General features: G+C 68.1%; 32 protein-coding genes and 1 tRNA gene. 3 read left to right on the plus strand and 30 right to left on the minus strand.

Going from position 1 to position 21597, the window contains the following annotated elements:
• Position 1: 1 nt before the first annotated feature.
• From AW272_RS01460 to AW272_RS01585, 27 genes are all read right to left on the minus strand, one after another.
• Positions 2-226: a hypothetical protein gene (locus AW272_RS01460; protein WP_066360292.1), complete on the minus strand. Its 225-nt coding sequence runs from the start codon at positions 224-226 to the stop codon at positions 2-4.
• A gap of 129 nt (positions 227-355) precedes the next feature.
• On the minus strand, positions 356-1645 hold the full coding sequence (locus AW272_RS01465; RefSeq protein WP_066360293.1) for a PBSX family phage terminase large subunit: 1290 nt from the start codon (positions 1643-1645) through the stop codon (positions 356-358).
• Positions 1632-2084 (minus strand): hypothetical protein, encoded by a 453-nt coding sequence (locus AW272_RS01470; RefSeq protein ID WP_066360295.1) that lies wholly within the window; start codon positions 2082-2084, stop codon positions 1632-1634. The genes AW272_RS01465 and AW272_RS01470 overlap by 14 nt, the downstream gene beginning before the upstream one ends.
• A 233-nt stretch (positions 2085-2317) precedes the next feature.
• Positions 2318-2632 carry a hypothetical protein gene (locus AW272_RS01475; RefSeq protein ID WP_066360296.1) on the minus strand — a complete coding sequence of 105 codons (315 nt, stop codon included), beginning with the start codon at positions 2630-2632 and terminating at the stop codon, positions 2318-2320.
• Between the two features lie 4 nt (positions 2633-2636).
• Positions 2637-3404 carry a hypothetical protein gene (locus AW272_RS01480; protein ID WP_066360297.1) on the minus strand — a complete coding sequence of 256 codons (768 nt, stop codon included), beginning with the start codon at positions 3402-3404 and terminating at the stop codon, positions 2637-2639.
• A 482-nt stretch (positions 3405-3886) separates the two neighbouring features.
• Positions 3887-6682: an AAA family ATPase gene (locus AW272_RS01485; protein WP_066360298.1), complete on the minus strand. Its 2796-nt coding sequence runs from the start codon at positions 6680-6682 to the stop codon at positions 3887-3889.
• Positions 6683-6813: 131 nt separating this feature from the next.
• Positions 6814-7401, minus strand: a complete 588-nt coding sequence (locus AW272_RS01490) for a hypothetical protein (protein WP_066360300.1) — start codon at positions 7399-7401, stop codon at positions 6814-6816.
• A 115-nt stretch (positions 7402-7516) separates the two neighbouring features.
• The gene (locus tag AW272_RS01495; RefSeq protein WP_218010758.1) at positions 7517-8164 is read right to left on the minus strand and encodes a hypothetical protein; all 648 of its coding nucleotides are present in this window, start codon (positions 8162-8164) and stop codon (positions 7517-7519) included.
• A 25-nt stretch (positions 8165-8189) separates the two neighbouring features.
• Positions 8190-8987 carry a hypothetical protein gene (locus AW272_RS01500; protein ID WP_066360302.1) on the minus strand — a complete coding sequence of 266 codons (798 nt, stop codon included), beginning with the start codon at positions 8985-8987 and terminating at the stop codon, positions 8190-8192.
• Positions 8984-9154, minus strand: coding sequence for a hypothetical protein (locus AW272_RS41665; protein WP_157518140.1), 171 nt, complete (start codon positions 9152-9154; stop codon positions 8984-8986). The genes AW272_RS01500 and AW272_RS41665 overlap by 4 nt, the downstream gene beginning before the upstream one ends.
• Entirely contained in the window at positions 9147-9557 is a 411-nt protein-coding gene (locus AW272_RS01505; protein WP_066360304.1) for a hypothetical protein, read from the minus strand. Before AW272_RS01505 ends, AW272_RS41665 begins: the two co-directional genes overlap by 8 nt.
• Positions 9554-9934 carry a hypothetical protein gene (locus AW272_RS01510; RefSeq protein WP_066360305.1) on the minus strand — a complete coding sequence of 127 codons (381 nt, stop codon included), beginning with the start codon at positions 9932-9934 and terminating at the stop codon, positions 9554-9556. The genes AW272_RS01505 and AW272_RS01510 overlap by 4 nt, the downstream gene beginning before the upstream one ends.
• 200 nt (positions 9935-10134) lie before the next feature.
• A complete protein-coding gene (locus tag AW272_RS01515) occupies positions 10135-11016 on the minus strand; it encodes a DUF2303 family protein (protein WP_169807471.1) in 882 nt (293 codons plus the stop codon).
• Positions 11013-11399, minus strand: a complete 387-nt coding sequence (locus AW272_RS43050; protein WP_066360307.1) for a YfdP family phage-associated protein — start codon at positions 11397-11399, stop codon at positions 11013-11015. The genes AW272_RS01515 and AW272_RS43050 overlap by 4 nt, the downstream gene beginning before the upstream one ends.
• 14 nt (positions 11400-11413) lie before the next feature.
• Positions 11414-11776, minus strand: coding sequence for an HAD family hydrolase (locus AW272_RS01525; protein ID WP_066360310.1), 363 nt, complete (start codon positions 11774-11776; stop codon positions 11414-11416).
• Positions 11773-12087, minus strand: coding sequence for a helix-turn-helix domain-containing protein (locus tag AW272_RS01530; RefSeq protein ID WP_066360312.1), 315 nt, complete (start codon positions 12085-12087; stop codon positions 11773-11775). The genes AW272_RS01525 and AW272_RS01530 overlap by 4 nt, the downstream gene beginning before the upstream one ends.
• On the minus strand, positions 12069-12590 hold the full coding sequence (locus AW272_RS01535; protein WP_066360313.1) for a hypothetical protein: 522 nt from the start codon (positions 12588-12590) through the stop codon (positions 12069-12071). Before AW272_RS01535 ends, AW272_RS01530 begins: the two co-directional genes overlap by 19 nt.
• Positions 12587-12949 (minus strand): hypothetical protein, encoded by a 363-nt coding sequence (locus tag AW272_RS01540; RefSeq protein ID WP_066360314.1) that lies wholly within the window; start codon positions 12947-12949, stop codon positions 12587-12589. Before AW272_RS01540 ends, AW272_RS01535 begins: the two co-directional genes overlap by 4 nt.
• Complete coding sequence (locus tag AW272_RS01545) at positions 12946-13170, minus strand: hypothetical protein (protein WP_157518143.1); 225 nt, start codon at positions 13168-13170, stop codon at positions 12946-12948. The genes AW272_RS01540 and AW272_RS01545 overlap by 4 nt, the downstream gene beginning before the upstream one ends.
• Positions 13167-13460: a hypothetical protein gene (locus AW272_RS01550; RefSeq protein ID WP_066360321.1), complete on the minus strand. Its 294-nt coding sequence runs from the start codon at positions 13458-13460 to the stop codon at positions 13167-13169. The genes AW272_RS01545 and AW272_RS01550 overlap by 4 nt, the downstream gene beginning before the upstream one ends.
• The gene (locus AW272_RS01555; RefSeq protein ID WP_066360322.1) at positions 13460-13684 is read right to left on the minus strand and encodes a hypothetical protein; all 225 of its coding nucleotides are present in this window, start codon (positions 13682-13684) and stop codon (positions 13460-13462) included. Before AW272_RS01555 ends, AW272_RS01550 begins: the two co-directional genes overlap by 1 nt.
• Positions 13681-14130 carry a hypothetical protein gene (locus tag AW272_RS01560; protein WP_066360323.1) on the minus strand — a complete coding sequence of 150 codons (450 nt, stop codon included), beginning with the start codon at positions 14128-14130 and terminating at the stop codon, positions 13681-13683. Before AW272_RS01560 ends, AW272_RS01555 begins: the two co-directional genes overlap by 4 nt.
• Positions 14130-14549 carry a hypothetical protein gene (locus AW272_RS01565; RefSeq protein WP_066360324.1) on the minus strand — a complete coding sequence of 140 codons (420 nt, stop codon included), beginning with the start codon at positions 14547-14549 and terminating at the stop codon, positions 14130-14132. Before AW272_RS01565 ends, AW272_RS01560 begins: the two co-directional genes overlap by 1 nt.
• Positions 14546-15295, minus strand: a complete 750-nt coding sequence (locus AW272_RS01570) for a DUF2786 domain-containing protein (RefSeq protein ID WP_066360325.1) — start codon at positions 15293-15295, stop codon at positions 14546-14548. Before AW272_RS01570 ends, AW272_RS01565 begins: the two co-directional genes overlap by 4 nt.
• On the minus strand, positions 15292-15537 hold the full coding sequence (locus AW272_RS01575; RefSeq protein WP_066360326.1) for a hypothetical protein: 246 nt from the start codon (positions 15535-15537) through the stop codon (positions 15292-15294). The genes AW272_RS01570 and AW272_RS01575 overlap by 4 nt, the downstream gene beginning before the upstream one ends.
• Positions 15538-15607: 70 nt before the next feature.
• The gene (locus tag AW272_RS01580; protein WP_066360327.1) at positions 15608-15889 is read right to left on the minus strand and encodes a hypothetical protein; all 282 of its coding nucleotides are present in this window, start codon (positions 15887-15889) and stop codon (positions 15608-15610) included.
• The gene (locus tag AW272_RS01585) at positions 15886-16164 is read right to left on the minus strand and encodes a helix-turn-helix domain-containing protein (protein ID WP_066360328.1); all 279 of its coding nucleotides are present in this window, start codon (positions 16162-16164) and stop codon (positions 15886-15888) included. Before AW272_RS01585 ends, AW272_RS01580 begins: the two co-directional genes overlap by 4 nt.
• Before the next feature lie 326 nt (positions 16165-16490).
• Between AW272_RS01585 and AW272_RS01590 the strand changes: the two genes are divergently transcribed.
• Positions 16491-17213: a hypothetical protein gene (locus AW272_RS01590; protein WP_066360329.1), complete on the plus strand. Its 723-nt coding sequence runs from the start codon at positions 16491-16493 to the stop codon at positions 17211-17213.
• Here AW272_RS01590 and AW272_RS01595 read toward each other — a convergent pair.
• Positions 17210-17494: a hypothetical protein gene (locus AW272_RS01595; RefSeq protein ID WP_066360332.1), complete on the minus strand. Its 285-nt coding sequence runs from the start codon at positions 17492-17494 to the stop codon at positions 17210-17212. The genes AW272_RS01590 and AW272_RS01595 overlap by 4 nt on opposite strands.
• A gap of 485 nt (positions 17495-17979) precedes the next feature.
• Entirely contained in the window at positions 17980-19077 is a 1098-nt protein-coding gene (locus tag AW272_RS01600; protein ID WP_083957811.1) for a tyrosine-type recombinase/integrase, read from the minus strand.
• Positions 19078-19210: 133 nt separating this feature from the next.
• On the opposite strand from AW272_RS01600, the gene AW272_RS01605 reads away from it, so the two are divergent.
• A tRNA-Arg gene (locus tag AW272_RS01605) sits at positions 19211-19283 on the plus strand.
• A 121-nt stretch (positions 19284-19404) separates the two neighbouring features.
• On the opposite strand, the gene AW272_RS01610 is transcribed toward AW272_RS01605, so the two are convergent.
• A complete protein-coding gene (locus tag AW272_RS01610) occupies positions 19405-20367 on the minus strand; it encodes a helix-turn-helix transcriptional regulator (RefSeq protein ID WP_066360334.1) in 963 nt (320 codons plus the stop codon).
• Positions 20368-20429: 62 nt separating this feature from the next.
• Here AW272_RS01610 and AW272_RS01615 point away from each other — a divergent pair, with 62 nt between their 5' ends.
• Complete coding sequence (locus AW272_RS01615; RefSeq protein ID WP_066360335.1) at positions 20430-21572, plus strand: epoxide hydrolase family protein; 1143 nt, start codon at positions 20430-20432, stop codon at positions 21570-21572.
• Positions 21573-21597: the final 25 nt, after the last annotated feature.

A 21597-nucleotide genomic window follows, 5' to 3' on the forward strand; every position in this document is an offset into this window, starting at 1 on the left:
ATCAGACCTGCTTGTCGAGCGCCGCGCGCACCAGGCAGTCCTTCGCTTCCAGCAGCTTCCGCAGTCCGGCGTGCAGCTCCGGGCCGGAGCCGATGACGAGGATCATCTGCTCGGCCAGGTCGTGGACGGGCTTGCTCACCTTCTGGAGGTGGGCGGGGAGGTGCTCGTAGTCGAAGTAGCGGCTGAGCTGGAAGATCTCCGACTTGGTGCCGGCGGGCAGGTGCATGAGGATCCCTCTCGGATGGGATGCGATTTCTATACCGGACAGAATGCATGGTCTGTTGCGTGGCTAGGTGTCCTGACCTGCGGGAATACGGTGCGTGACGTCCATCAAATGGCCGTCAAATACGCAACGTCACGCGGCCACGAGAACGCGCTCGCGCAGATGGTTCCGCCACGTCGACTGAGTCGTATGGACGATGTACCGGATCATGTCCAGGCCGTGGTCTTCGGCCTTGACCGGCTCGTCATCGCCCTTCTCTGCCTTCTTGTCGTCCCAGCTGTAGCCGGGGAACTCGTTGATGATCTCGGGGCAGTCCGCGCTGATCTTCAACAGGTCGGTCGCGAGTAGGGAGGCGACGGTGCGGATACCGGGGACGACCTCGTTCTTGCCGAGAACCGAGTTGAGCCCGTGGTCCTTCAGCTGCACGCGGAACGACGCCGCGCTCGGGTCGATGACCACGTAGTCGGGCTGGACGCCCCTCGTGCCCCCGCCGATGTCCACGCCGTTGAGCCAGCCTCGGAAGCGGACCGAGTATTCGGCGTCGGTGAGCGACCGGAGTTCGCGCTTGGAGTCGTATCGCCACTCGTGCGTGAGGTACAGCCGCCCATCTTGGCCGAGGCCGAGCAGGCCCGCGTGGAAGGGGTTGACGGTGCCGTAGTCGGCGCCGGCCGCGACCCAGCGGACGATCGGCGGGATCTTCTCGACAACGTGCCGGTCGGAGTCCCACATGTCGTAGACGGCGCCCTGCGCGAGGCACCACTCGCCCTTGATGAAGCGGCGGTGCCACAGGCCGACGTATTGCGCCTTGAGCCGGTCGACGTAGTCGCGGGTGAGGGACGGGTTGTCGTCGAGGGTGAAGTGCCAGTGGCGGGCGCCGACTTCGCCGGCCTTCAGGATGAAGTCCTTGCGCAGCCAGTGGCCCGGCCCGTCGGGGTTGGTGGTGGCGAGCAGGCGGGCGCCTCGGACACGTAGGCGGGAGAGCAGCATCATCCAGAAGCTCTGGGGGATGAGGGTGGCTTCGTCGACGTAGGCGAGGGCGATGGTGGAGCCGCGGATGCGTCCTTCGGCGCGTACGTCGTTGGCGCCGATGAGGTGGACGGTGCGGCCGAGGATGACGGCTGTGGTGGAGCCGGGGGTGTGCTTGATCAGAGTGCCGAGCCAGCCGAACAGGTGACTGGATTCGAGGGGCTCGATGATGTTCCGCTCGATGGTCTGGAGTGTGCGGCCGACGATGACGATCAGTCCGTGGTCGGGTGCGGCGGCGACCTGGATGAAGAAGGCGAGCAGGCTCGCGATGGTCTTCCCGGAGGAGACCGCGCCGGCCCAGAGGGCGATCTGCGGGGTGTCTTCGACGCCGACGATGGAGCGGATCTGCTTGGCGGACATGACCCGCAGCGCGGGTTCGAGGTTAAGCGTCGTCATCGGGCGGCAGCTGTTCGGCGATGGCTCGGAGCGCGGTGGAGAGCTCACCGAGCATGGACTTGCCGTGCTCGACTCCGCCGTCGTGGTCGAAGCGGTCGAGCATGGCGTGCTTGTCGATGAGGATGCCGTAGGCGGTGGCCCAGCCTTGGGCGTCGCGGCCGGTGGTGGCGGTTGAGATCTTCTCTCGCAGCCATTTCGCGACGGTGAGGGTCTGTGTGGCTTCGACGGCGCGGGCGGCCTTGCTGTCGGCCACGGCGGCCTCGGTCGCCTTTTTGGTCTTCGCCCGGTCGAAGGTGCGCCCGTGTTTCTCGGCGACCTTGCCTACGGTCGAGGGGCTGACCTTGTGCTCTCGGGCGACGGCGTTGCGGGCGAGGCCGGCGTCGATGCTGGCGAGGATGGCTTGTTCGACGGTGGGGTCGAGGGGGCGTCCTTGGGGCACACGAGCTCACCCCCGGACGCGAACCTTGGTGGCTGGGCAGCGGGCGCAGCGGAGCGTGCGGACGCGTCCGATGGCTTCGATGAGGCGCCAGTCGTGGGTGAAAGGGAGGCAGCGGGGGGACATGGGCACCCCCGGGAACGACGAATGCCCGCCACCTTGTAGGTGCGGGCATGCTTCGCGTGGCTCACATCATGGGTTATCCACAGGATGATCGTCAAGCCAGGCCGCGAGGGCTACTGGGCGAGCTCCCTGCGGAGATCATTGGCCACTGATGCCCAAGCTTCCTGCGGAGTGACGCCAAGAGCTTTGGCGAGGTGCTCGACAACGTGAAGGGTGACCCGCACGTGAGCGGCGTTTATGTGAGCCAGGTTCTGAGGGTCCTGCGACCGGAAGAGCTCCAGGAGCATTTGCTTGATGATGGCTGAGGACGCGAGAGATTGCTCGCCGATCGTCGCTGAGACGGTCTCGATGATGGCCATCATCTTGCCGTCGATATCAGGACGCTTGCCCATAGCTGTGTGTATGCCGGGAATGACGTGGTCGGTCATCGGGCTATCTTCCCGTACGCGCAGCTAGGTCTGATTGTGCGTTCGCCGAACTGAGACGCTGCGCGAGCCATTCCCAGCGCCAGATCGGCCACACCGGATACGACCGCCACCACGTCCCGATCTCATCCGCCGGCGGCTCACACGTCCCCGACTCGCACACAATCGAGATCAGCTCCGGGGGCAGGATCCTGACCCGCCAGGTGTGTTCCCCGCCCTCAGGAGCCCATGCGGTGATGCCGTGGCACCACGGGCAGACGACGGCCAGGTGTTGGCCGTCGTAGACCATGCCGAGATAGCTGGCGAGGCGCTGCGCGAGGTCTGTGGTGATGTCTGTGGCCTGCTGGATGAGGTAGGCGTTGTCGTTGAAGTCGCCGTCGTCATCGCGTGGCAGGGGCGTGTCGATGGCGCGGAGGGCTTCGGTCACGGCGGCGATGTGCTCGGTGGGGTCGGCGTCGTTGGCGTAGCGCGGGAGCGCTCGGACGTCGATGCCCGGGAGGAAGTGGGTCAGGCCGAGGAGTCCGGTGTTGATCTCGGCCATGAGGACGAGGGCGTCGAGGTCGAGGGGGGCCGGGCTCTCTCCGAGGGCGAGCGGGCTGCGCTCAAGCCGTTCGATGTGCGCTGCGGCGTCGACGAGTCTCTGCCGTTCCGGTGAGGGTTCGTGCCGCCGCCTCGGTCGTGCCGTTCCCGGTGATCGTGACTCTGCCAGATCGGGCCAGTAGTGGTCAATCCAGGCGAGGGCGGTGAGTGCCTCGGCTGCTCGGGTCTGGGTCATCGGGTCCCCCGGGGTGTGCTGGTGGTCAGGGCGCCGGAAGGATGCACGATTCGGCGCTTAACGTCTTGCGGAGGTTGGCGGGCGGGCTGGTCTTGCGTCTCGGCTCGACCTGGCGGGTCAGAACGGCGGGGATGTGCCGGCTCCTGCGAAGGGTTCGATGACGGGCGGGGGCGCGGCTGGGAGCGGGGGCGCTCCGCATTTATGTGTGGCGAGCACAGGGTATTTCCGCGCCCTTTTAATGTTCCATTCGTAGCGGTATTCCAATTCTTTTCTCCTTGTGTCGCCGGTTAGGTCGTATGTGGGGCGGCCATTCATGAGGGCGATTGCTTCGCCGATTTCATCTATGGGGCCGGGATCACATTTAGCGGGCCACCCCGCGTTGTCGGCATCGAGCCCGCATATCAGGGGTGCGCCGCATCGACATGTGGCGAGGTGTGCGGCTCTGTGTGGGCCGAGCTTGGCGAGGAGCCAGGCTGGGATGGTCATGGGGTCGCCTCGGTGAGGGTGGTCTGTTCGTGGGTCGGCGGCGGGGGTGCGGGCTTGGCCGGCGGGGAGCACATGGGGTGGCGGGTCTGCCCGGCGGCGAGGATCACCATCTGCTCGTCGCAGCTTTCACAGGTGGCGAGGTTCCCGTATTTGGATCTTGGTTTTGTGGGTGGGGTGGCAGGCGGCGGTGAGTCAGTGCGCCAGTGCGCGCCACCCCCTAAGGGGGGGCGCACTGGCGCACTCACCGCGCCGTCGTCGGCGCACTGGCCGCGCACTGGCGCACTAACGCTGTGACCTGCGGGTTCAGTGCGCGGGCTGTCCGGCGCACTGCCGCGCACTGGGGTGGGTGTCTGTCTAGATCTGTCCTGATCTTCCCGCGCACTGGCGCACTGGGCTTGACCTGCGGAAACGTCTAAAATGAGGTCGCTCGGATCGCGGGAATCGTGATCTTCCCGCGCACTGGATTCAGTGCGCGGCGCACTGAAATTTCCGGCCTCAGCCGTCGTGGCGGGCTGGGTGGCCGGCTCGACGGCCCAGTGGAGGGTGGCCCTGCGCGGGCCGAGCCCGGTCCTGATCGCCTTCGACTTCACGCCGCGAGCGAGTGCGGCACGCACTCCATCCCGGCCGTGAGGGGACTCGGTGAACGCCTCGGTGATCTGGCGGCCGGACGCGCCGGGGGTGAGAGTGAGGTAGTCGAGGATCTCCTCGAGCACCCTGTCGTCCTTCTCGTCTTTCCGGGATCCGCCGGCGATTTCCAGGCGCCGCGACACGGGGTCGAATGCGAGTAGCGATTCCGGGATTTCGACATCCCGGCCGTACGCGCTGAAATAGCGGGGCGCTGCGGGATTGGTTTCGCCGTCGTCGCTTTTCTCGCGCACCAAGCGCCATTCGACGTCGGGCCAGTCACGCAGACGGGACGCGCCACGCGACCGCTCACCGGAGTGCCCCATGTGGTGGACGACGACCGCCTCGGAAACTCCCGCCTCTTTCAGCATTTCGTCGAATGCCACCAAGAAGCGCCCGGCTTCTTTATCCTCACTCAATCCGAGGGCGTCGAGGATGGGGGCGAGGCAGTCGAGGACCACGATGGTGATCCCTGCCTCGCGCAGGGCGGTGGCCCACTCGGAGCGGACGACGGGGTCGAGGATGTCGAAGGTGGACAGGCGGCCGCGCAGGGACACCACGGCGGCGGCCGAGGTGTTCTCGATGCCCTGCTCCCGCAGCCAGGCGCGGATCATCCGCTCGTCGAGCTCGTCGTCGAGGATCCCCACCTTCCCCGCGAACGGCTCGACCTGGTGGCGGCCGAGGAACGGCGTGGAGTCCACCAGCGACCTGACGAGGTTCCCGACCAGCGTCGTCTTACCGGCCTTGAACTGCGCGGCCAGCATCACCCTGCCGCCGGCGGGCCACAGGCCCTCGACGCGGTAGCGCACCGGGTCGTCGGGGACGGACAGAAACTCGTCGAGGGTGATGATGGGCGGCCGAGCGGCGGTTCCGGCGCGCTGACGGCGGGCCCGACGCTGGGCTTCCTCCCGGATCTTGACCTTGACGAGTTCCTGCTCGACGGCGCGTTCGAACGCGATCTCACGGGCCTGTTCGGCGGTGAGCGGCTGCTCGACGGCGTCGCCCTGGCCCTCCTCGTCGTCGTTGGCCGAGGGGGTGGTGGTGTCAGGGGCGGCGGCCTGGTTGGCCGCTTCGCCGAAAGGGTGGGCATCATCCCCCAGGAGCAGGCCCGCGAACGGGTCGGGCGGCGGTAGTTCCCCGCCGTAGCCGAGGGCGCGCAGCGCGCTGGTGGCGGCCGACCAGTCGCCACCGTGCTCGAGCAAGACGTAAGCGGCGAACTTGCTGTACGGCTCCTCGGTGTCGAACTCGGTGCTCGAGGAGAACACGTAGAGGTTGTCGGCGTCGTTGGTTCCCGTGGTGGCCGAGTTGCCGTGCGTCTTGCCGGGGCGCAGCCATCCGCGCGCCCGCCCGTAGTTGCGGACGTGCCGCCAACCGTGGGGTTCGAGGATCTCCCGCCAGTCGGCGCGCTGGTTGTAGTCGTCGCCGGGGCGCAGGACATCGTGGTGGTCCGCGGTACGGTTCGCGCGCGCCGGGGCGACGGGCGCGGCGGGGGCCGGCATTGTGTCGAGCATCATCGCGACGATGTGGAGGGCGTCCCGCTCGTCTTCGGTGATGGTGGCGATCGTGTCGAGGCCGCCCTGGGCGAGCGTCCACGTCTTCCCGCTGGGGTGGGTGCGGCCGTTGGACGGGGCGATGATGACGAACCCGCCCTCACCCCGGGTCTCGATGAGGACGCTCGGGAAGACCTTGCCTGGCTTGCTGGCGAGGACCTCGCGCTGCTGCTCGGTCAGCTCGTGCTCGAGGGTGGGGCGCTGGGCCAGCTTCCTGTTCCCCCGCGGTTCCCCGCCGTCGACGCGGTAGAGGATGTGCAGCCCGCCGGTCGGGGTGAGCTCGAGGTACCCGGCGACGATGCGGCGCCACACGTCGGTCAGTCCGTGGTCGGCCAGGAGGGCGGCGAACTTTTCGACGAGGCCCTCGGCGATGGCGCGGCCTTCGAGTTCGAACATTTCCAGGCCGCCGGACACCTGGCCGGTGACGAGGCCGAGGCCGTCGTATCCGGGTTCGGCGAACCAGCCGTTGATCTCGTCGAGGGTGGGGCGCCGGGTCTTGTACTCGTCCCAGGAGGGGCCGCCGGGCCAGGGCTGCTTGAGGCCGTTGGTGGAGGCGGGGATGACGGCGAGGCCGGCGGCGTGGGCGCGGGCGGCTGTTTCGTGGAGGTGGGTGTTCACGCGGGGGCCTGCCCCTGGCCGGTCGGGTTGTGCACGTTGGGCCCCCTTCTGGTGGTGCTGGACGCGTCGCAGATGCGGAAGCCCTCGGCCCGGGGGATGGTCACCGGGCCGAGGGGGATGAAGCGAGGGGGTCAGGTGCCGGAGGGGGCGTTCGTTCGCGCTTCCAGGCCGGCGGCCAGGGCAGCCTCGGCGATCAGCGCGGCGGCCTTCTCGCGCATCTGGGCGACGATCCGCGCCTTCTCGGCCTCGATCACCTGGACCAGCTCGGCCTTAAACGCCTTGTTGACCTCTTCGGTGAGGATCTCCCGCAGCGTCTTGGTGTTGCTGCTGTAGCGGTCCGGCTGCCGATCGAGCGCCTTGCCGGCCATCTCGGCGATGACCGCCCGCAGGGTCGTCGGCTCGCCGGTCGGCTGCCCGTAGGAGTTGGTGATCTGGAAGGGCTCGCTGAGCGCGGTGATGATCTCGGCCTTGACGGCGGCCTGGATCTGCTCGTTGCGGATTTCCTTGATCCGGCCCTTCAGCCCGGGCCACTCGACGGTCTTGGAAAGCCGGTCGAGGCAGGTGTCGACGACCAGGTCGGCCAGCGTCCGGTTGCCGACCGCGGTCCCCAGGTCCAGCGGGGGGACGGTGATGCGGACTTCGGCGGTGACGCCCGCGATGGCGTCGGGGGCGGGCTCGCTGTGGTCGTAGTACTCGTCGTCTTCGCCGTCGTACGGCATGAAGGTTGCTCCTTATATATGTGCGGGGAAGGACCGGCCCCGGGTGCGTCGCCTTCCCAACAGCGCGCCCGGGGCCGGAGGGCCCCTCACCTCCCGGGCGGGGAGGTGAGGGAGATCAGGAGGGGAAGCCGAGTGCGGTGCGCTGGTCGGGGGTGAGGGCGGCGAGGGCGGCGGCCTGGGCGGGGTCCATGCCGGGCGGTGCCGTCCACGCGGGAACGGCCGGGGCCTGAGCGGCGGGGGCGGGCTGGACGTACTGCTGAACCGGAGCGGGGGTCGGCTGCGCGGGAACGGCCGGAGCGGGCGACGCACCGAGGAACGCGTTCGCGGCCGCGGCCGACGGCGGCTGGTAGGTCGCCGTGTACAGCTTCGGCGGGGACATTCCCGGGCCCGACGGGGTGCCGTCGCCGGTGTAGGTGACCGTCAGGATCCCGCCGACCGCCAGGCCCTTGGCGCCGGCCAGGCGGACGGCGTCACGCACCACGGCCTGAAGCTTGGCCTTGATGTAGACGGCGCGCTTGCCGTCGTCGTCGGCGATCTGCGGGTCGCGGACGTCGGTCTGAATGGTCACGATGAGCTGCAGCATCGGCTTGCCATCCGACGGCCAGAACTTGAGGTCGCCGCTCTTCAAGTCGGTCTGCTGCTGCACTTCGGGCTGCTTGCAGATGGTGCCGGTCCACGTGGTGCCGTAGGCGCGGTCGGGGAACGTGACGGCCTTGACGCCGCCGCCCATCAGGAAGTCGTTGGCGCTGATGTCGATGCTCACGATGTGGTGCTCCTTGGATGTGGTGCTACTGGGCGATGAGCTGGTGGATCGGGTCCGGCGCCGTGTTGAGGGCGTCGGGGTGACCCGCGCAACCGCGGGCCAAATCTGTGGGGTTGCTGCCGGGCTTGAACCACGGGCAGTACGAGCAGTAGGCGTCGCCGGTCTTCAGCAGCGGGAGCGCGCCGGGCCCGAGCGCGCCGACCAACTTGGCGATGCCGTCGACTTTCGCGATCGTGTCGAGGGCGAGCTGCTCGTCGTACGGCTCGGTCCAGGGGTAGCGCTGCTGAAACTCCTGGTCGCGGGGGAAGAAGTAGATGACGACGTCGGTGACGGGGTAGCCCTTGCGGGCCCAGCCGAGCGCGTACACGTGGGCCTGACGCCGGTACTGCTCGCCCGGGCCGTTCTTCTTGTACTCGCGGAGCTTCTTACCGGCGGTGAATTTCCAGTCCCAGACGACGCCGTCGAGGTAGAGGTCGCACTGGCCGTCGATATCGGTCCCGTTGATGGTGCCGACGTCGACGCGGTATTCGACGAGGAAGCGGTGGTCGCCGCGTTCGGTGAGCGGGTAGCGGGCGTTGGCGGCCTGCATGATCATGGCCATGCCCTCGTGGGCCTGGGTGCCCAGCCACGGCTTCCAGGCGACGCGGTCGCTGGTGTTGACGGGCGGGGTGCCGGCGAGTTTGTAGCCGAGGCGCAGATCGCACGGGATGCCCATCTCGGACGGGCCGATGCGGGTTTGGAGGGTTCTGGGCTGGTTGTTGATCGAGTCGACGATGAGGGCGTCGATCTCGTCGGCGAGGGCGCGCACTCGGCTACTGGTCACGCGGCGTCCTCATCACCCTGGGCACGGCGCTTTTCGAGGGCGTCAGCGGCACGGAGAAAGGCGTCCGGCGCGGCGGCCTGGAAGGCGCCGAGGAGGAAGCGGGCTTCCAGGTCGGTGACCCGGCCGAGCTGCTCGTAGCGGCGTTCCGCGTCGGCGTATCTAGCCACGGTCGTTGCCCTCGCCCGGCTGCTCGTCGTCGGCCGGGTAGGCGATCTTCAGCCGGGCGGCGATGAAGGCGACGTCGTCGTCGGTGCTCATGCCGAGCAGCCAGAAGGCCAGGACGATGCGGGCCTCGCTGGCGTCGCGCGGGAGGGACATGTTCAGGGGGGTGACTTCGCGGGCGAAGTAGATCCGCGCCTGCTGGGAGTGCTCACGGACTTTCGCGCGGATGGCCAGGCGGTCGGTCTCGGTCACGTTGTCGGGGTAGAGGCCGGACTCGCGGGCTTCGGCGAGGGCGGCCAATCCGATGATCGTGGGGAGGCCGACGATCCGGATCTCCTCGAGGACGTCGGCCTTGAGGACCAGTTCGGCTGCGCGGTTCAGGATGGCCGCGATACGCGGGCCGGTCACGCGTTGTCCTGAGGCCGGTTCAGGGCCTGGACCGCGTTGACGATCTCGGCGGGCATCAGGTACTTGACCGTCTGCTCCTCGTCGCCTGGGGTCTGCTTCTCGCACAGTGCGCGGTGGACGCTGACCTCGAAGGGCAACCCGGCGATGAACCCCTTGATGTCCAGGTAGTTCCTGCCGGTGTCGACGATCTCGACCCCGGGCGTCATCCGCTCGATGTAGTGGACCGCGTCGAGGATGTCGAACTTGCTGGAGACGTAGACCGTGATCGGTTTCTCGGTGCCGTCGTACGGCAGGTTGGTCAGGCCGTTCCACTCGATGTAGTTGGCCAGGCGGCGGAGGCCCTCGACGTAGCTCTCGGGGGTGGTTCTGGCGTCCATGTTCTGGGCTCCTGTGCTCGCGGGGTGGCGCCCGATCGGGCGGCCTGTGTGGGCCAGATTAGGACAGATAAGGCCAGATACGCAAGACAGATAGAGACAGAAAAAGACAGATTTCTGAGATGGATCTTGCTTGGGGGCGCGCGAAAAGGACCCCCGGCGGGTGGTGCCGGCCGCCGGGGGCCTCGATCATGCGAGGGGGGTTAGGCGGGGGTGCCGCGCATCACGACCTTCTCCAGCTCGCCCTCGATACGGCCGACCACGGTCAGCACGGCCTCCTTCAGCACGGCCGCCGGGTCGTCGAGCAGATACGTGATCGTGAGATCGCCGCCGCGCACCTTGTACCGGAGGCGGGCGGGGATCTTCCAGACGAGAGGCTTGTCCGCCTCCTGGCCCTCAACCGGCGGCGGGTCGAACAGGTCCAGCGGGCGGACCTGGATCGTGAACTTTCCGGGCACGGGAAGGTTCTGCTTCCCGCCGGCCGACGCGGTCGTCGTCTCCTCGTAGGCGAGGCTGCGGCTCCCGTTGGAGAGGGTCGTCACAGAGTTGAAGCTCGCCGAGGTTTTGGCCTGGAACGTCTGCGCGACCTCCAGCATCGTGGCGGAGTCCGGGTCGATGATCTCGGCCAGGCGGTCTTCGACGAGGTTGGCGAACGTCTCCTGGTTGAGGGGCTTGCGGTCGTGTCCGGTCCAGGCCAGCCACGCGGCGGTCAGCGGGATGGAGAGCACGAGCCGGTGCTTGCCCCACCGCGGGCCGTCGGCGGTGTGTGCGTCGAGGACCGCGGTGATGGTGCGGCGGTCGATGTCGACGAACATCTCGGTGCTGGGGTCGGCGTGCTTGCGGTGGTAGGAGAGGAAGCTCTCGACGTCGCGGACGACGACCGTGCCTTCCTTCAGGCGCGGGGCCGGCCGCCGCTCGTCCCACTGAGGGCCGTCGAGGTCGAGCAGGTCGAAGCCTTCGTCGGTCGGGAAGGCGTACATCTTCCCGATCTCCACCTCGACCGGGGCGGCCTGGGCGCGTGCGGCTTCCTGGGCGACCTCGATGACGGCGTCGTTCTCGGTGCGGGGGCTGGTGTCGGGGATCACTGGTTGACGGTCCTCACGTTGTCGGGGGTGACGGGAGCTTGGCCGACCTCGCGGAGCAGGCCGGGGATCGGGTGCTGGCGCGGGTTGTCGCGCACCAGGTTGTGGTCCTTGTCGGCGAAGAAGACGGCGGCCGAGGCGGGCTTGGGCGGGCACGCCAGCTTCAGCTGGGCCGTGACGGACAGGGCGTCGCTGTCGCCCTTCATCGGCTCGACCTCGATGGTGAGGGTGAGCTTGCCCTTCTTGCCGATCTCGCCGACGGCTTCGACGAGGGCCTGGAGGTCGCGGGCGGCCTGGTCGAGAACCTCGCCGTGGCGGAGGTCGCGGAGGGTGTCGGCGAAGGGTCGGACCCGGTGGGGCGGGGTTTCGGGGGCGGTGCTGGTCACGCTGGTCTCGCTTCCTATGCGGGGTTGGGCAGCAGGTCGTGGAGCGCGGCGGTCCACGAGGTGAAGCGGACGGCTCGGTCGTCGAGGTAAGCGACGGCGGGCAACTTCCGGTTGGTGACCAGCACCTGGCTCCGGTCGTTCCAGAACTCCAGCGGGGCGGCGATGCCTTCCTCGACGCAGGCCGTGATGCCGTGCTCGGCGAGCCACTCGGCGACGGGGCGGGCGGCCCGGCTGGTGTGGATGAAGACGGCGTGCTCGACCATGAGCTGTTGGAGGCCCTCGATCGCGCCGGGGATGGGCGGGTCGTAGATGGTGCCGTCGGCCCAGCCCTTGGAGTAGGCGTGGATGACGCCGTCGAAGTCGACTGCGATGGTCACGCGGTGCTCTCTTTCTTCTGGGTGTCGAGCCAGCGGAGGATCAGGGCGGCGCTGTGGCTGTGGGCTCCGTCGCCTCGTTCGATGCGGTGGAGGGTGGTGGAGCTGATGCCGATGGCGTTGGCTGCGGCGCGGAGGGACAGCTGCCGGGTGGCGCGGGTCTTGTAGGCGAGGGGGCCGAGGTTGTCGAGGACGTCGGCCAGTTCCGCGAACGAGGTCCTGGCCTGAGCTTGCAGGGCGCGCGCTTCTGCGGCTTGTGCGCGGGCGCGGAGGTTGTTGGCCCGCTGGTCGGCGCTCATCGGGCGTGCGGCCATTCGACCTTGGCGAGCCCCTCGCGGTGCCCGGCGGGCAGTTTCACGACCGGCTGCTCCAGGTGGTCGAGCCCGGCCGCTCGGAGCCACCACGCGTCGACCTTGTTGTCGTTCCGTTCGTCGATCCCGGCCCTGGTGAGGAGTGCGACTCGCATGTCGGGCTTGGTCGCGTTGCCCTTGCCGGTCGCGTACTTCTTCAGGGCAGTCGGGCCGACGACGGCGTACGGGATGTCCTTGCAGTGCAGATAGTGGGTGATGTGCCACCACAGCCCAGCGTTCTCGTGGTGGCCGGCCTGGAGAGCCCGGGAGTAGGCGGGGCCTTCGACGACGACCAGGTCGGCCGCGTCGAGTACGCCGTCGCCGGTGAGGCCGTCGAGGATCCGGGAGAGGCGGGGGTGGCCTCGGAGGTCGCCGGTTTTGATGACGTCGAGGCGGCCGTCGGGCCAGGCGACGCCCGTCCCCGTCAATGACAGGTCGAGGCCGATCACGTCGCTGAAACGGGTCACTGGTGCACCTCTACGGGCTTGGTGTCGGCGAACATCCGCGCCGGCCGGGTGAACGGCTCGCGGTCGAACAGCTCTTCCTGGCCGTCCGGGGTCGGGATCGGCGTCGGCTCGCACAGGGCGGGGCCGTCGTCCTCGTCGCGGAAGTGGATGCAGGTGTAGCGGTCGAGGGAGAGCGGGTCTTTCTCGATCCACTCGGCCGGGGTCTTGCCGAGCAGGGCGACGAGGATGAGCGGGCACCCGTCGCCTTTGTCGTTGACGCATCGGCCGCAGTAAGCGCCGGTCCAGGCGTCGCCGTCGGTGCTGTTGGAGAAGGGGGAGCCTTCGCGGGCGGTGGCGTCGGCCTGCTCGAAAGAGATCACCGGCTCACCTGGTCCCTGCGGTGCTCGGGGCAGAAGTCGGTGTCCCGCCGGGAGCCCTTGCCGCGAACCGGTGGGACGTCCCACCCGGCCTCATGCGCAGCCCAGCGGGCGAGATGGGGAGAGCTCTGGTGCCAGTCGTCAGCCGGGAGATGGAACGCCTTGCATCCCGTCTCGTTGCATTCGACCTGGTACATGGGGTTCTGAACCCGGGAAGTGCTCATCGGCTGCTCGCTGACTCGCGGCGCAGCCACTGGTTCAGCCCGACCGCCACACACGTGCCGAGCACGACCAGGAGGACGGCGACCGAATACCAGATCGGATTCGGCACGAGTGCGGCGGCGGCCCACATGCCGGGAACCAGGGTGGCCGCGCAGACGACGACCATCAGCACGGTGGCTATGGCGGCGACGGTGCGGTGGGGGTGGTTGCGGCGGCGGTGCGCTATCGCGGCGCAGACCACGCCTAACGCGGCGACGGCCGCGCACAGGAGGGTGAGGATGAGGGGGGACATCACCTCACCTGCCGGATGAGGCCGGGGTGGGTCTCGGTGACGGCGGCGATCTCCGCAGCGGCCTGAGGGCTGGCGAACGATTCCTCGTCCGGCTTGCCGAGCCGGTGCCGCAGCTTGGGCAGCATGCAGGGGCAGATGTGCCACAGCTGGTGGTGACGTGCCCCGTCGGACAGGACCTGGCCGAGGCTGATGATGGCGTTCCGGGTGTGGATGTGGATGGTCATGGGCGTTCCTGTACGGGCCAGGTGTGGCCGAGGCCGTCGTCGTGCCGCCGGTCGGGGTGGTCGCCCCGGTCCAGGACGCAAAAGTCGGCGTTCGGGTTGTCGGGGTCGCCCGCCCGGCACACCTTGTCGTGCGCCTCGTTGAACCGGTTCGCGGCGGCGTTCTTCTCCGCGCTCAGCCCGTCACCGATCGGCGCCGGGCCGGGCGGGTAGGCAGGGAAGAGGCCGGTTTCGGCCGGGTACGGATTCCGGTTGGAGGCGACGGGCCGGCCGAGGGCGTTCACCTCGATGGCGCGGCAGGCGTCGAGGTCGTGGCGGGTGCCGGGGGTGCCGGGCATTTTGCAGGCGCATCCGGCGGCGACGAGGAGGAGTCCCTGCCATCCGGCGAGTTCGGCCTGGGCGCGCTGCACCTGCGCGCGGAGCAGGTCGATGTGGGTCTGGGTGTACATCAGCAGTACTCCGGTGAGGGGACGACGGTGAGGGAGGGCCGGGCGGCCGGCGGGCGGACGACACCGAGCGCGTGGGCGACGGCGAGCAGCTCGGCTTCGTCGTCGTCGGGGACGTGCGGCGGTTGGCCGGTGACGAGGTAGACGGCGAGCGCGTCGACGCGGGCCAGGAGGATGCGGCGGGCGGCCAGGACCGGCCCGAAGACCGAGTCGGCGGGGGTGCGGTCGAGGTCGGCGACCGCGTCGGCCAGCGCGGTGAACAGCGCCCAGGCGGCGTTGCCGGAGAGCTGGAGGCAGGCGTGCTCGGCCACGATCAGCGCTGCGGCGCTGGAGGGGATGGTGTGGGAGTGCCAGGCCCGCGCGGTGCGGGTGAGGGCGCGTTCGGAGACGAGCTGCTCGGCCTCGACGACGATGGCGTTCACCGGCCGCCACCGATCCCTCGACGTGCCCCGGCACCCACGCCGGTCCCGCCGATGTTCGCTCGTCTCCCGGCGACGCGGCCGTCGCTGTAACCGCCTGAACTGGAGATGCTGCTCCGGCGGCCCGTCTTCACCGAAGGGAAGTCCACCTCGAAAACCGCCGTGACGGCCGAGCGCCGATCGGCGAGCACCAGTTCGGCGCTCGACGCGGTTCCGGCGGCGGGCTGAGCCTGGTCGTGCTCCTTCACAGCGGCCCGCTCAGCCGCCTTGATGCGGTAAACGACCTCGGAATTGAACCCGAGCATCCAGGCCCGCCGGTAGGCACGCGGGCTCTCGTAGTGCGGGATCTCCACGCGGGTCAGGGCGCTGGCCATCTGAAGCAGGAGAGAGGTGTACAAGACCTCAGCCCGCTCGATGTCCGAGGGGAACCCGTAGATCTTGACGACCTTCTGAGAGCCGCTGGTCCTGAGCAGGACGGACTTGCAGCCCGCAGCCTCGGCCACGAAGTAGATGAGGTTCGCGCGTACACCCGCCCAGGGAGGGGATACATCGACGCGTCGGTTCGTCGGCGTCTCGCGGGTCTTGTCGGCCGCGCCGAGCATGGCCTGTTCGATGCCGTATTTGGCCATCAGCGCGTTCGCGGCGGCCATGAAGGTGTCGCGCTCGTGCTCGTTGTCGGTGCCTTCGGCCTGGGCGAGGAGCTTGCGGACGCGGTCGAGGGTGCGGTCGTCAGCCACGGTCTCGGTCATGCGGCCCTCGCAGCGATGAACACAGGCCGGTCCGGACGCCGGTGCAACTCCACCAGCCAGCCCTCCTGGTCCTTGCCGACGCAGCACCACGCGCCGCAGTCCGGCAGCGTGCACGGCACAGGCTCGGTGACGATCTCCACCGGGTCGGGGAGAGGCCGGCCAGTCTGGTCGCCGGCGCCGGGGATGTGCGCGCGGTCGCCGACGGCGAGGTGGTTGAAGGTGTCAGGGGTAGGCTGTTGCATGCTCCGCTCGTTTCTCGTGAGGGTGTGAGCGGGGTCTGGCGTCGTAGGCGCGGCGCCGGACCCGGAACTTTTAGGAGGCTTTGAGCTGCGGCTCGGCCTGCTTCTTCCTGGCGCGTGCGGCGACGGCCTTCAACGCCATACGGGTCATGTGCGCGCTGTGGTACTTCTCGGCCGCCTGCTGGATCCCGGCCTCAGGCACGATCCCCTCGGCCCGGACGTATTCGATCCAGTACTCGACGCGCATCGGCGACGCACGCCGCGCGGCCTCGGTGCGCTCCGCCCGATCAGGGGTGCGCGCCCAGGAGATGTCGGCGGCGATACGGCGCTGCGCGGAGGTGCGGGAGTCGGTCATGCCCGCCCACCTCCGACCGGCTCGGCCGTGGCCCGGCGCCGGCGCTTGGGCGGGTCCGGTGCGAAAGCGCCGCGCTCGACCTCAAGGAGCTGCTCAAGGGCGTCGAGGAGCTCGACGGACGGCTGCTTGGAGCTGGTTTCGATTCTGTAGATGTGGTCGCGGTGGCGCGGGGTGCCGTGCTCGGCCAACTTCGCCACCACCTGAGCGATGGTCATACGCAAGTCCTCGCGGCGCTTGCGAATCTTGCGACCGTCGGTGCGGGTGAGCTGTGCCATGCGAGGCAACTTAGGACAGATTTAGACAGATCTCAAGGCTTATCTGTCTCGATCTGTCTTCCAATCTGCCCTGACCGCAACCAGCACGCTCGGTCAACCTGGCGTCATCTCCGGATCTACACAGGGTCACGCAGGCAGGTCAGACGCCGACCCCCGTTATGAGCTGGCGTTATGGCTCGTCATCTGTCTAGACCTGTCTCAATCTGTCCTGGCAGACTGTTCCTGGAGGGGTTTTGAAACCCCCCGACATGTCCACCACACAGCACTGTCCTTCGGGGGGTTTCAAAACCCACCGAGACAACGACCACCGCGAGGGGGCGACACGTGTGGCCGAGCAGCAGGTAGCGACCGCCCGCGAGCGGCTGGCCCAGCTCATGGACTACCGGCGAAGAGCACTCGGCCTCGACTGGAACCAGGTCGCCGAACTGGCCGGCCTCACCAAAGAAGGCCTGAGGACCATCCGCGGCACCACCCGAGCTATCCGGCCAAAATCCGCTCGCGGCATCGAAAGAGCCCTTCAATGGCCGGTCGGCGCAGTCGATGAAATCCTCACCGACTACGTCTCCGCAGACCTTTTCAGAGCTCCGGCCGACAGGCCCATTGCGACGCCTCCCCCGCAGCACCCGCAAATGGCACCGAGCGTCGACTCGGGTGTCGATGCTCTGATTCAACTCGATGACGGCAGGACCTGGGCGATTCAGGCCAAGCGCACCTCACCAGGCAGCCCGCTCGAAGACCAGCTTGCGGAAGCTCTCGAGGGTGCCGGATTCGAGATACGCCAGGTCGTCGCAACGTCCCCGCTTCTAGACCACGGTGCCGACATTGCGAAGATACGTGGGCTCTGGCTGGCGGAAGACCTGGAGACTCCGACGCAGCCCCAGCAGCGCGCCGGCCGGGCTGGACGTCGGGAGCAACTTGCCGAAGATGTGACCGCTGAGGACATCCTCGACGATCCCGACCTGCCGCCCCGGGTGCGCCAGGCGCTCCTCGACGCCTACCACCGTCTCCGGCGTGAGGTCGTCGAGGAGCTAAGCAAGCCCGACAGCTAGTTGTCGTCCCGATCGCGCTGACGCGCGACGTCGACCAGGCCCTGGACGACGCCCCGTACCCCGATGTTGTAGCCGCGGTCGAACTGATAAACGGTGCACTTCATCTGGCTGATCCCGGCGAGGGCGATCAACCAAATACTGGCCGTGAGGGAGCCCGCCAAGAGCGTCAGATGCAACCGGTGCCCACCGAGATACGTGGTGGCGGAGACGAGGGTCGCCGCCCACAGGGTGAAGGTGACGGTGGCTGCTGACGTGATGAGGGCGTGCTGCTTGATGTGCATTTCGTCCTTCCGGTGAGCCCCGGTCCCCACGTAGAGCTCACCCGTACCGTGTTTCGCAGGCAACGGCCCCGTCACGCTACGCGCATCGAACGCTGTTCGGAAAGAGGGATTTTGGACCGGTCCGAGCCCGTAAGGGTTCTATAGCCAAAAGGTAAGAAACCGAGGACAGAAATGACCCCCGAACAGGGGACATTCGAGAAACTCGATTCCACAATTGCGCGGTGATTGCGCGAACAATCAGGCCTGGAATACCAACCGCCAGATCGGGCAAGGGAGTAGGCGCCGACCCCTCGTCACAGGGGTCGGAGCCAGGGGCCGCACGGGCCGTGCCGTTGCCTGCGGGGTAGGCCCGGCCCGTGCGGTGCCACATGCCCCTCGCCAACCGCCAGTAGCGGCATTCGGACGATCCTATGCAGACAACGTTCTCCGGCAGAAGAGTCTCAACATGAGACACACGGACCGTAGAAGATTCTTGCGCCCACGTGTCAAATACGGTCACCCGGAGATAGACGCGCATGCGTCTCCCGCGCACGTTCTTTCGCGAGCCCCGACCCGTACAGCTGCACCATCGCGGTGCTCTTCCAGCCGAGGATGTGCTGCACATCGGTCTCGTTCGCGTTCGCCTTCAACAGGTTGTGGGTGACGGTCCCACGCCATTCGTGCGGAGTGATGGTGCGGCCGAGTTTCGCCTCCTCGGCCCGGCGGGCCAGCATCGCCCGGACCCCCGAATGCGTGAAACGGCTGGTGTCGTGCCCCTGCACTCCGAGCCACAGATACGGGCTCAACGCCGCCTTCGGGTGCTTCTCCCTCACCCGCAGGTAGCGGTCCACCGCGTTGGCTGCCTTCGCGCCGATCGGCGCCCAGTGCTCATCCCCGCCCTTCAGGACGATGCGGATCTTCCGGCCCCTCAGGTCGAGGTCCCTCAGGCGGATGTTCGCGATGCCAGACACCCGGGCCCCGTTGTCCATCAGGATCCGGATGATCGCCGTATCGCGGCGGTCCTCGAACCCCCCGCCGGCGCACACCTTCAGCAGCGCCCGGGTGTCGTCGTCGCTGATGTAGTTCCGCACCTTCGCCGGGACCTTCGGCTTGGCCACGGTGGCCATGGGGGACTGCCACGTCCGCTCACCCTCGGCCTGGATCCAGCCCCACCACACCCTCAGGTTGCGGTAGTGGGTGGCTGCGCTGGCCGGGCTGGTCCGCTCCCGCTCTGCGATCAGGAACCTGCGGACGTGCGCGGCCTCGACGTCCTGCGAATCGTCGGGCATGGAATTCGCGGCCAGGAAAGCCACGAATGCCTTCGCCGAATCGACATAGGAGCGGATGGTCTTCTTTGCTTTTCCATTGCTGTCGAGCGACGTCTCCCACGGTTCGATAAGCCGCGCGAGATCCACGCCGGTGGAGAGGTTCCGGGGTTTCTTCGCGGCGGGGACGCCGCCTCGGACGAGGGTTCCGTCGTCGCTGGCGGCGGGGGCCGGCGCGGGTTTCGGCTCGCGCTCGGGTTCGGGTGCGACGGCGGCGAGCTGGGCGCTGCCGCGTGGCCGGCGGGTGCGTCCGGTGCCGATGGGGATGACGTTGGTCATGCCAGGTTGCTCACCTTCTCGGGGGAGCTACGGGCCGCCCCCCGGTGCGGTGATTATTGGCTCTATCACCTGTGTGCACCGTGGTAAGGTTGTCTCTGTCGCCCAAGACCGCAGGTCAAGGGCAGGACAACATGCAGCCGTAGCTCAATGGATAGAGCATCTGACTACGGATCAGAAGGTTGGGGTTTCGAGTACCTCCGGCTGCACTGCAAAGAAGCCCAGGTCAGCAGCTTGCTGACCTGGGCTTCTGCGTTGTCTGGGGGCATTGGGTCAAGGGCCCCGGATACCGGCCCTCGACGACATCGTCGAATGATCGACGGCCGGGATTCACGTCGTGGGTGCGCCGCCCGCCGCGCGGTGGAGCCTCGTCGCGAGGCGATCGAACGCCACTGCGAGCTCGTCTCCGTCGATCACCTCGATGTCGACGTCGAGTTGTGTCATCCACAGCGCGAGCCGGTTCGGGTCGTCGGAACCCAGCTCTACATGGCACGTGGACTCGTCGACCACCTGGATGTCGACCGGGATGCGGATCTTCGCGGCGACCTCGGCGGCGGGGGCGTGCACGAGTATCCGGGCGCGGTACTTCCAGGCCATCTTGCTGATGCGTTTGATGACGTACTCGACGGCATTGTCCTCCGGGATCGCGCGCGGCTGGAAGCGCGCACCCGTCGGTGCGTGCGGGACCATGCGGTCGACACGGAAGACCCGCCAGTCGTCACGGTCGAGGTCCCATGCGAGCAGGTACCAGAGCGGGCCCCAGCTCACCAGCCGTAGCGGTTCGGTGTTGCGGGGCCCTTCGCTGCCTCCGGGCTTCGTGTATCCGAACCGGAGTCGTTCGTGGCCGCGGATCGCGGCGGCGACCGTGCCGAGAACCGAGAGATCGAGGGACGGCCCAGGCCCTGGGACGACGCTCGTCGCCTCGCGTACCGCCTCTACGCGCCGGCGCAGGCGTGCGGGCAGCACTTGCTCCAGCTTCGCGAGCGCGGTGAGCGATGTCTCTTCGACTCCGAGCCTTTGGGTCGCGACCGCACCCAGTCCGACCGCGACGGCTACGGCCTCGTCGTCGTCGAGCAGTAGTGGGGGCATCGCCGTCCCGGCGGCCAGCCGGTAGCCGCCCGCGACGCCGGGGCGCGCGTCCACGGGGTAGCCGATCGAGCGCAGCTTGCCGATGTCGGTCCGCACAGTTCTCGCGCTCACATCGAGCCGGTCGGCGAGTTCGGAGCTCGTCCAATCGCGCTTGAGCTGGAGCAATGACAGCAGTTCGAGCAGGCGGACCGAGGTCTCCAACATGTTCCGATCATTCCAGCTATTGCGGAAGGTAGCCTGCCGCGATTGCTGGAAACGTCGATGTCGTGAATCAGAACAAGGCACTCACACCGTTCCGCATCGACGTCCCCCAGGCCGATATAGACGACCTGCTTAACCGGCTGGCCCACACGCGCTGGCCGACCCCCGTGCCGGGCCGAGACGATCGCACCGACTTCAGCCGCGGCATCCCGCAGGTGTACCTGGAAGAGCTCGCCGAGTACTGGCGCGACGGATTCGACTGGCGTGCGCAGGAGGAGAAGCTCAACGAGTACGAACAATTCACGACGGTCGTCGACGGCCAGACGTTCCACGTCGTCCACGTGCGATCGGCGAACTCGGAGGCCACTCCGCTGATGCTGAACCACGGCTGGCCGGGCTCTTTCGTCGAGTATCAGCGGCTCATCCCGCTGCTGACCGATGAGTTCCACGTGGTCATCCCGGCGCCGCCCGGCTTCGGGTTCTCCACTCCGCTGTCAGGGACCGGCTGGGAGCTGGCGCGGACGACGGAGGCCTACGCCGAGATCATGACGCGTCTCGGCTACGAGAGGTTCGCGGCGCACGGCACCGACATGGGTTCGGGCACCGTCGGGCGCCTCGCGGCGCTCTACCCGGAGCGCGTCATTGGCATGCACATCGGCTGCGACCCCGCGTTGCTCGGGTTGGTCGGCGACAAGTTTCCTTACCCCGACGGCATGTCCGATGACGAGATCGCCCAGATCGAGGCAGTGCGCACCGAGGCTGCGGCCGACCATGGGTATCTCCTGATGCAGAACCACCGTCCCGACACGATCGGCGCGGCGCTCACCGACTCGCCGGTCGGTCAGCTCGCGTGGATCGCCGAGAAGTTCAAGACCAGGACCAGCGGCGACCACCGGACGCCGGACGAGTCGGTCGACCGCGACCAGCTCCTCACGAACATCAGCCTGTACTGGTTCACCCGCAGCGGCGCGTCGAGCGCGCAGTTCTACTACGAGGCCGAGCACTCCGGAGTCGACGTGCTCATGGGCTTCGGCGTGCCGTCCGGATGGGCCGTGTTCGATGCCCACCCGCTCATTCGCGCCGCGATGGACCCGTGGAAGGCGATCGGCCACTGGAGCGAGTTCACCGAGGGCGGTCACTTCCCCGCGATGGAGGAACCGGAGCTGCTCGCGGACGATATCCGCACCTTCTTCCGCGGCATTTCCTGACCCCGCGTCCGGGCCGGCCGGCTAC

The organism is Herbidospora mongoliensis (assembly GCF_001570545.1).
In the GTDB taxonomy this organism is placed as follows: domain Bacteria; phylum Actinomycetota; class Actinomycetes; order Streptosporangiales; family Streptosporangiaceae; genus Herbidospora; species Herbidospora mongoliensis.

What these genes read in the sequence shown, in the direction of transcription:
- AW272_RS01460 (WP_066360292.1), bottom strand. Translation starts at nt 226, where the DNA reads ATGCACCTGCCCGCCGGCACCAAGTCGGAGATCTTCCAGCTCAGCCGC.
- AW272_RS01465 (WP_066360293.1), bottom strand. Translation starts at nt 1,645, where the DNA reads ATGACGACGCTTAACCTCGAACCCGCGCTGCGGGTCATGTCCGCCAAG.
- AW272_RS01475 (WP_066360296.1), bottom strand. Translation starts at nt 2,632, where the DNA reads ATGACCGACCACGTCATTCCCGGCATACACACAGCTATGGGCAAGCGT.
- AW272_RS01480 (WP_066360297.1), bottom strand. Translation starts at nt 3,404, where the DNA reads ATGACCCAGACCCGAGCAGCCGAGGCACTCACCGCCCTCGCCTGGATT.
- AW272_RS01490 (WP_066360300.1), bottom strand. Translation starts at nt 7,401, where the DNA reads ATGCCGTACGACGGCGAAGACGACGAGTACTACGACCACAGCGAGCCC.
- AW272_RS01510 (WP_066360305.1), bottom strand. Translation starts at nt 9,934, where the DNA reads ATGGACGCCAGAACCACCCCCGAGAGCTACGTCGAGGGCCTCCGCCGC.
- AW272_RS01530 (WP_066360312.1), bottom strand. Translation starts at nt 12,087, where the DNA reads ATGGCCGCACGCCCGATGAGCGCCGACCAGCGGGCCAACAACCTCCGC.
- AW272_RS01545 (WP_157518143.1), bottom strand. Translation starts at nt 13,170, where the DNA reads ATGAGCACTTCCCGGGTTCAGAACCCCATGTACCAGGTCGAATGCAAC.
- AW272_RS01550 (WP_066360321.1), bottom strand. Translation starts at nt 13,460, where the DNA reads ATGTCCCCCCTCATCCTCACCCTCCTGTGCGCGGCCGTCGCCGCGTTA.
- AW272_RS01555 (WP_066360322.1), bottom strand. Translation starts at nt 13,684, where the DNA reads ATGACCATCCACATCCACACCCGGAACGCCATCATCAGCCTCGGCCAG.
- AW272_RS01560 (WP_066360323.1), bottom strand. Translation starts at nt 14,130, where the DNA reads ATGTACACCCAGACCCACATCGACCTGCTCCGCGCGCAGGTGCAGCGC.
- AW272_RS01570 (WP_066360325.1), bottom strand. Translation starts at nt 15,295, where the DNA reads ATGACCGAGACCGTGGCTGACGACCGCACCCTCGACCGCGTCCGCAAG.
- AW272_RS01575 (WP_066360326.1), bottom strand. Translation starts at nt 15,537, where the DNA reads ATGCAACAGCCTACCCCTGACACCTTCAACCACCTCGCCGTCGGCGAC.
- AW272_RS01580 (WP_066360327.1), bottom strand. Translation starts at nt 15,889, where the DNA reads ATGACCGACTCCCGCACCTCCGCGCAGCGCCGTATCGCCGCCGACATC.
- AW272_RS01585 (WP_066360328.1), bottom strand. Translation starts at nt 16,164, where the DNA reads ATGGCACAGCTCACCCGCACCGACGGTCGCAAGATTCGCAAGCGCCGC.
- AW272_RS01595 (WP_066360332.1), bottom strand. Translation starts at nt 17,494, where the DNA reads ATGCACATCAAGCAGCACGCCCTCATCACGTCAGCAGCCACCGTCACC.
- AW272_RS01600 (WP_083957811.1), bottom strand. Translation starts at nt 19,077, where the DNA reads ATGACCAACGTCATCCCCATCGGCACCGGACGCACCCGCCGGCCACGC.
- AW272_RS01610 (WP_066360334.1), bottom strand. Translation starts at nt 20,367, where the DNA reads ATGTTGGAGACCTCGGTCCGCCTGCTCGAACTGCTGTCATTGCTCCAG.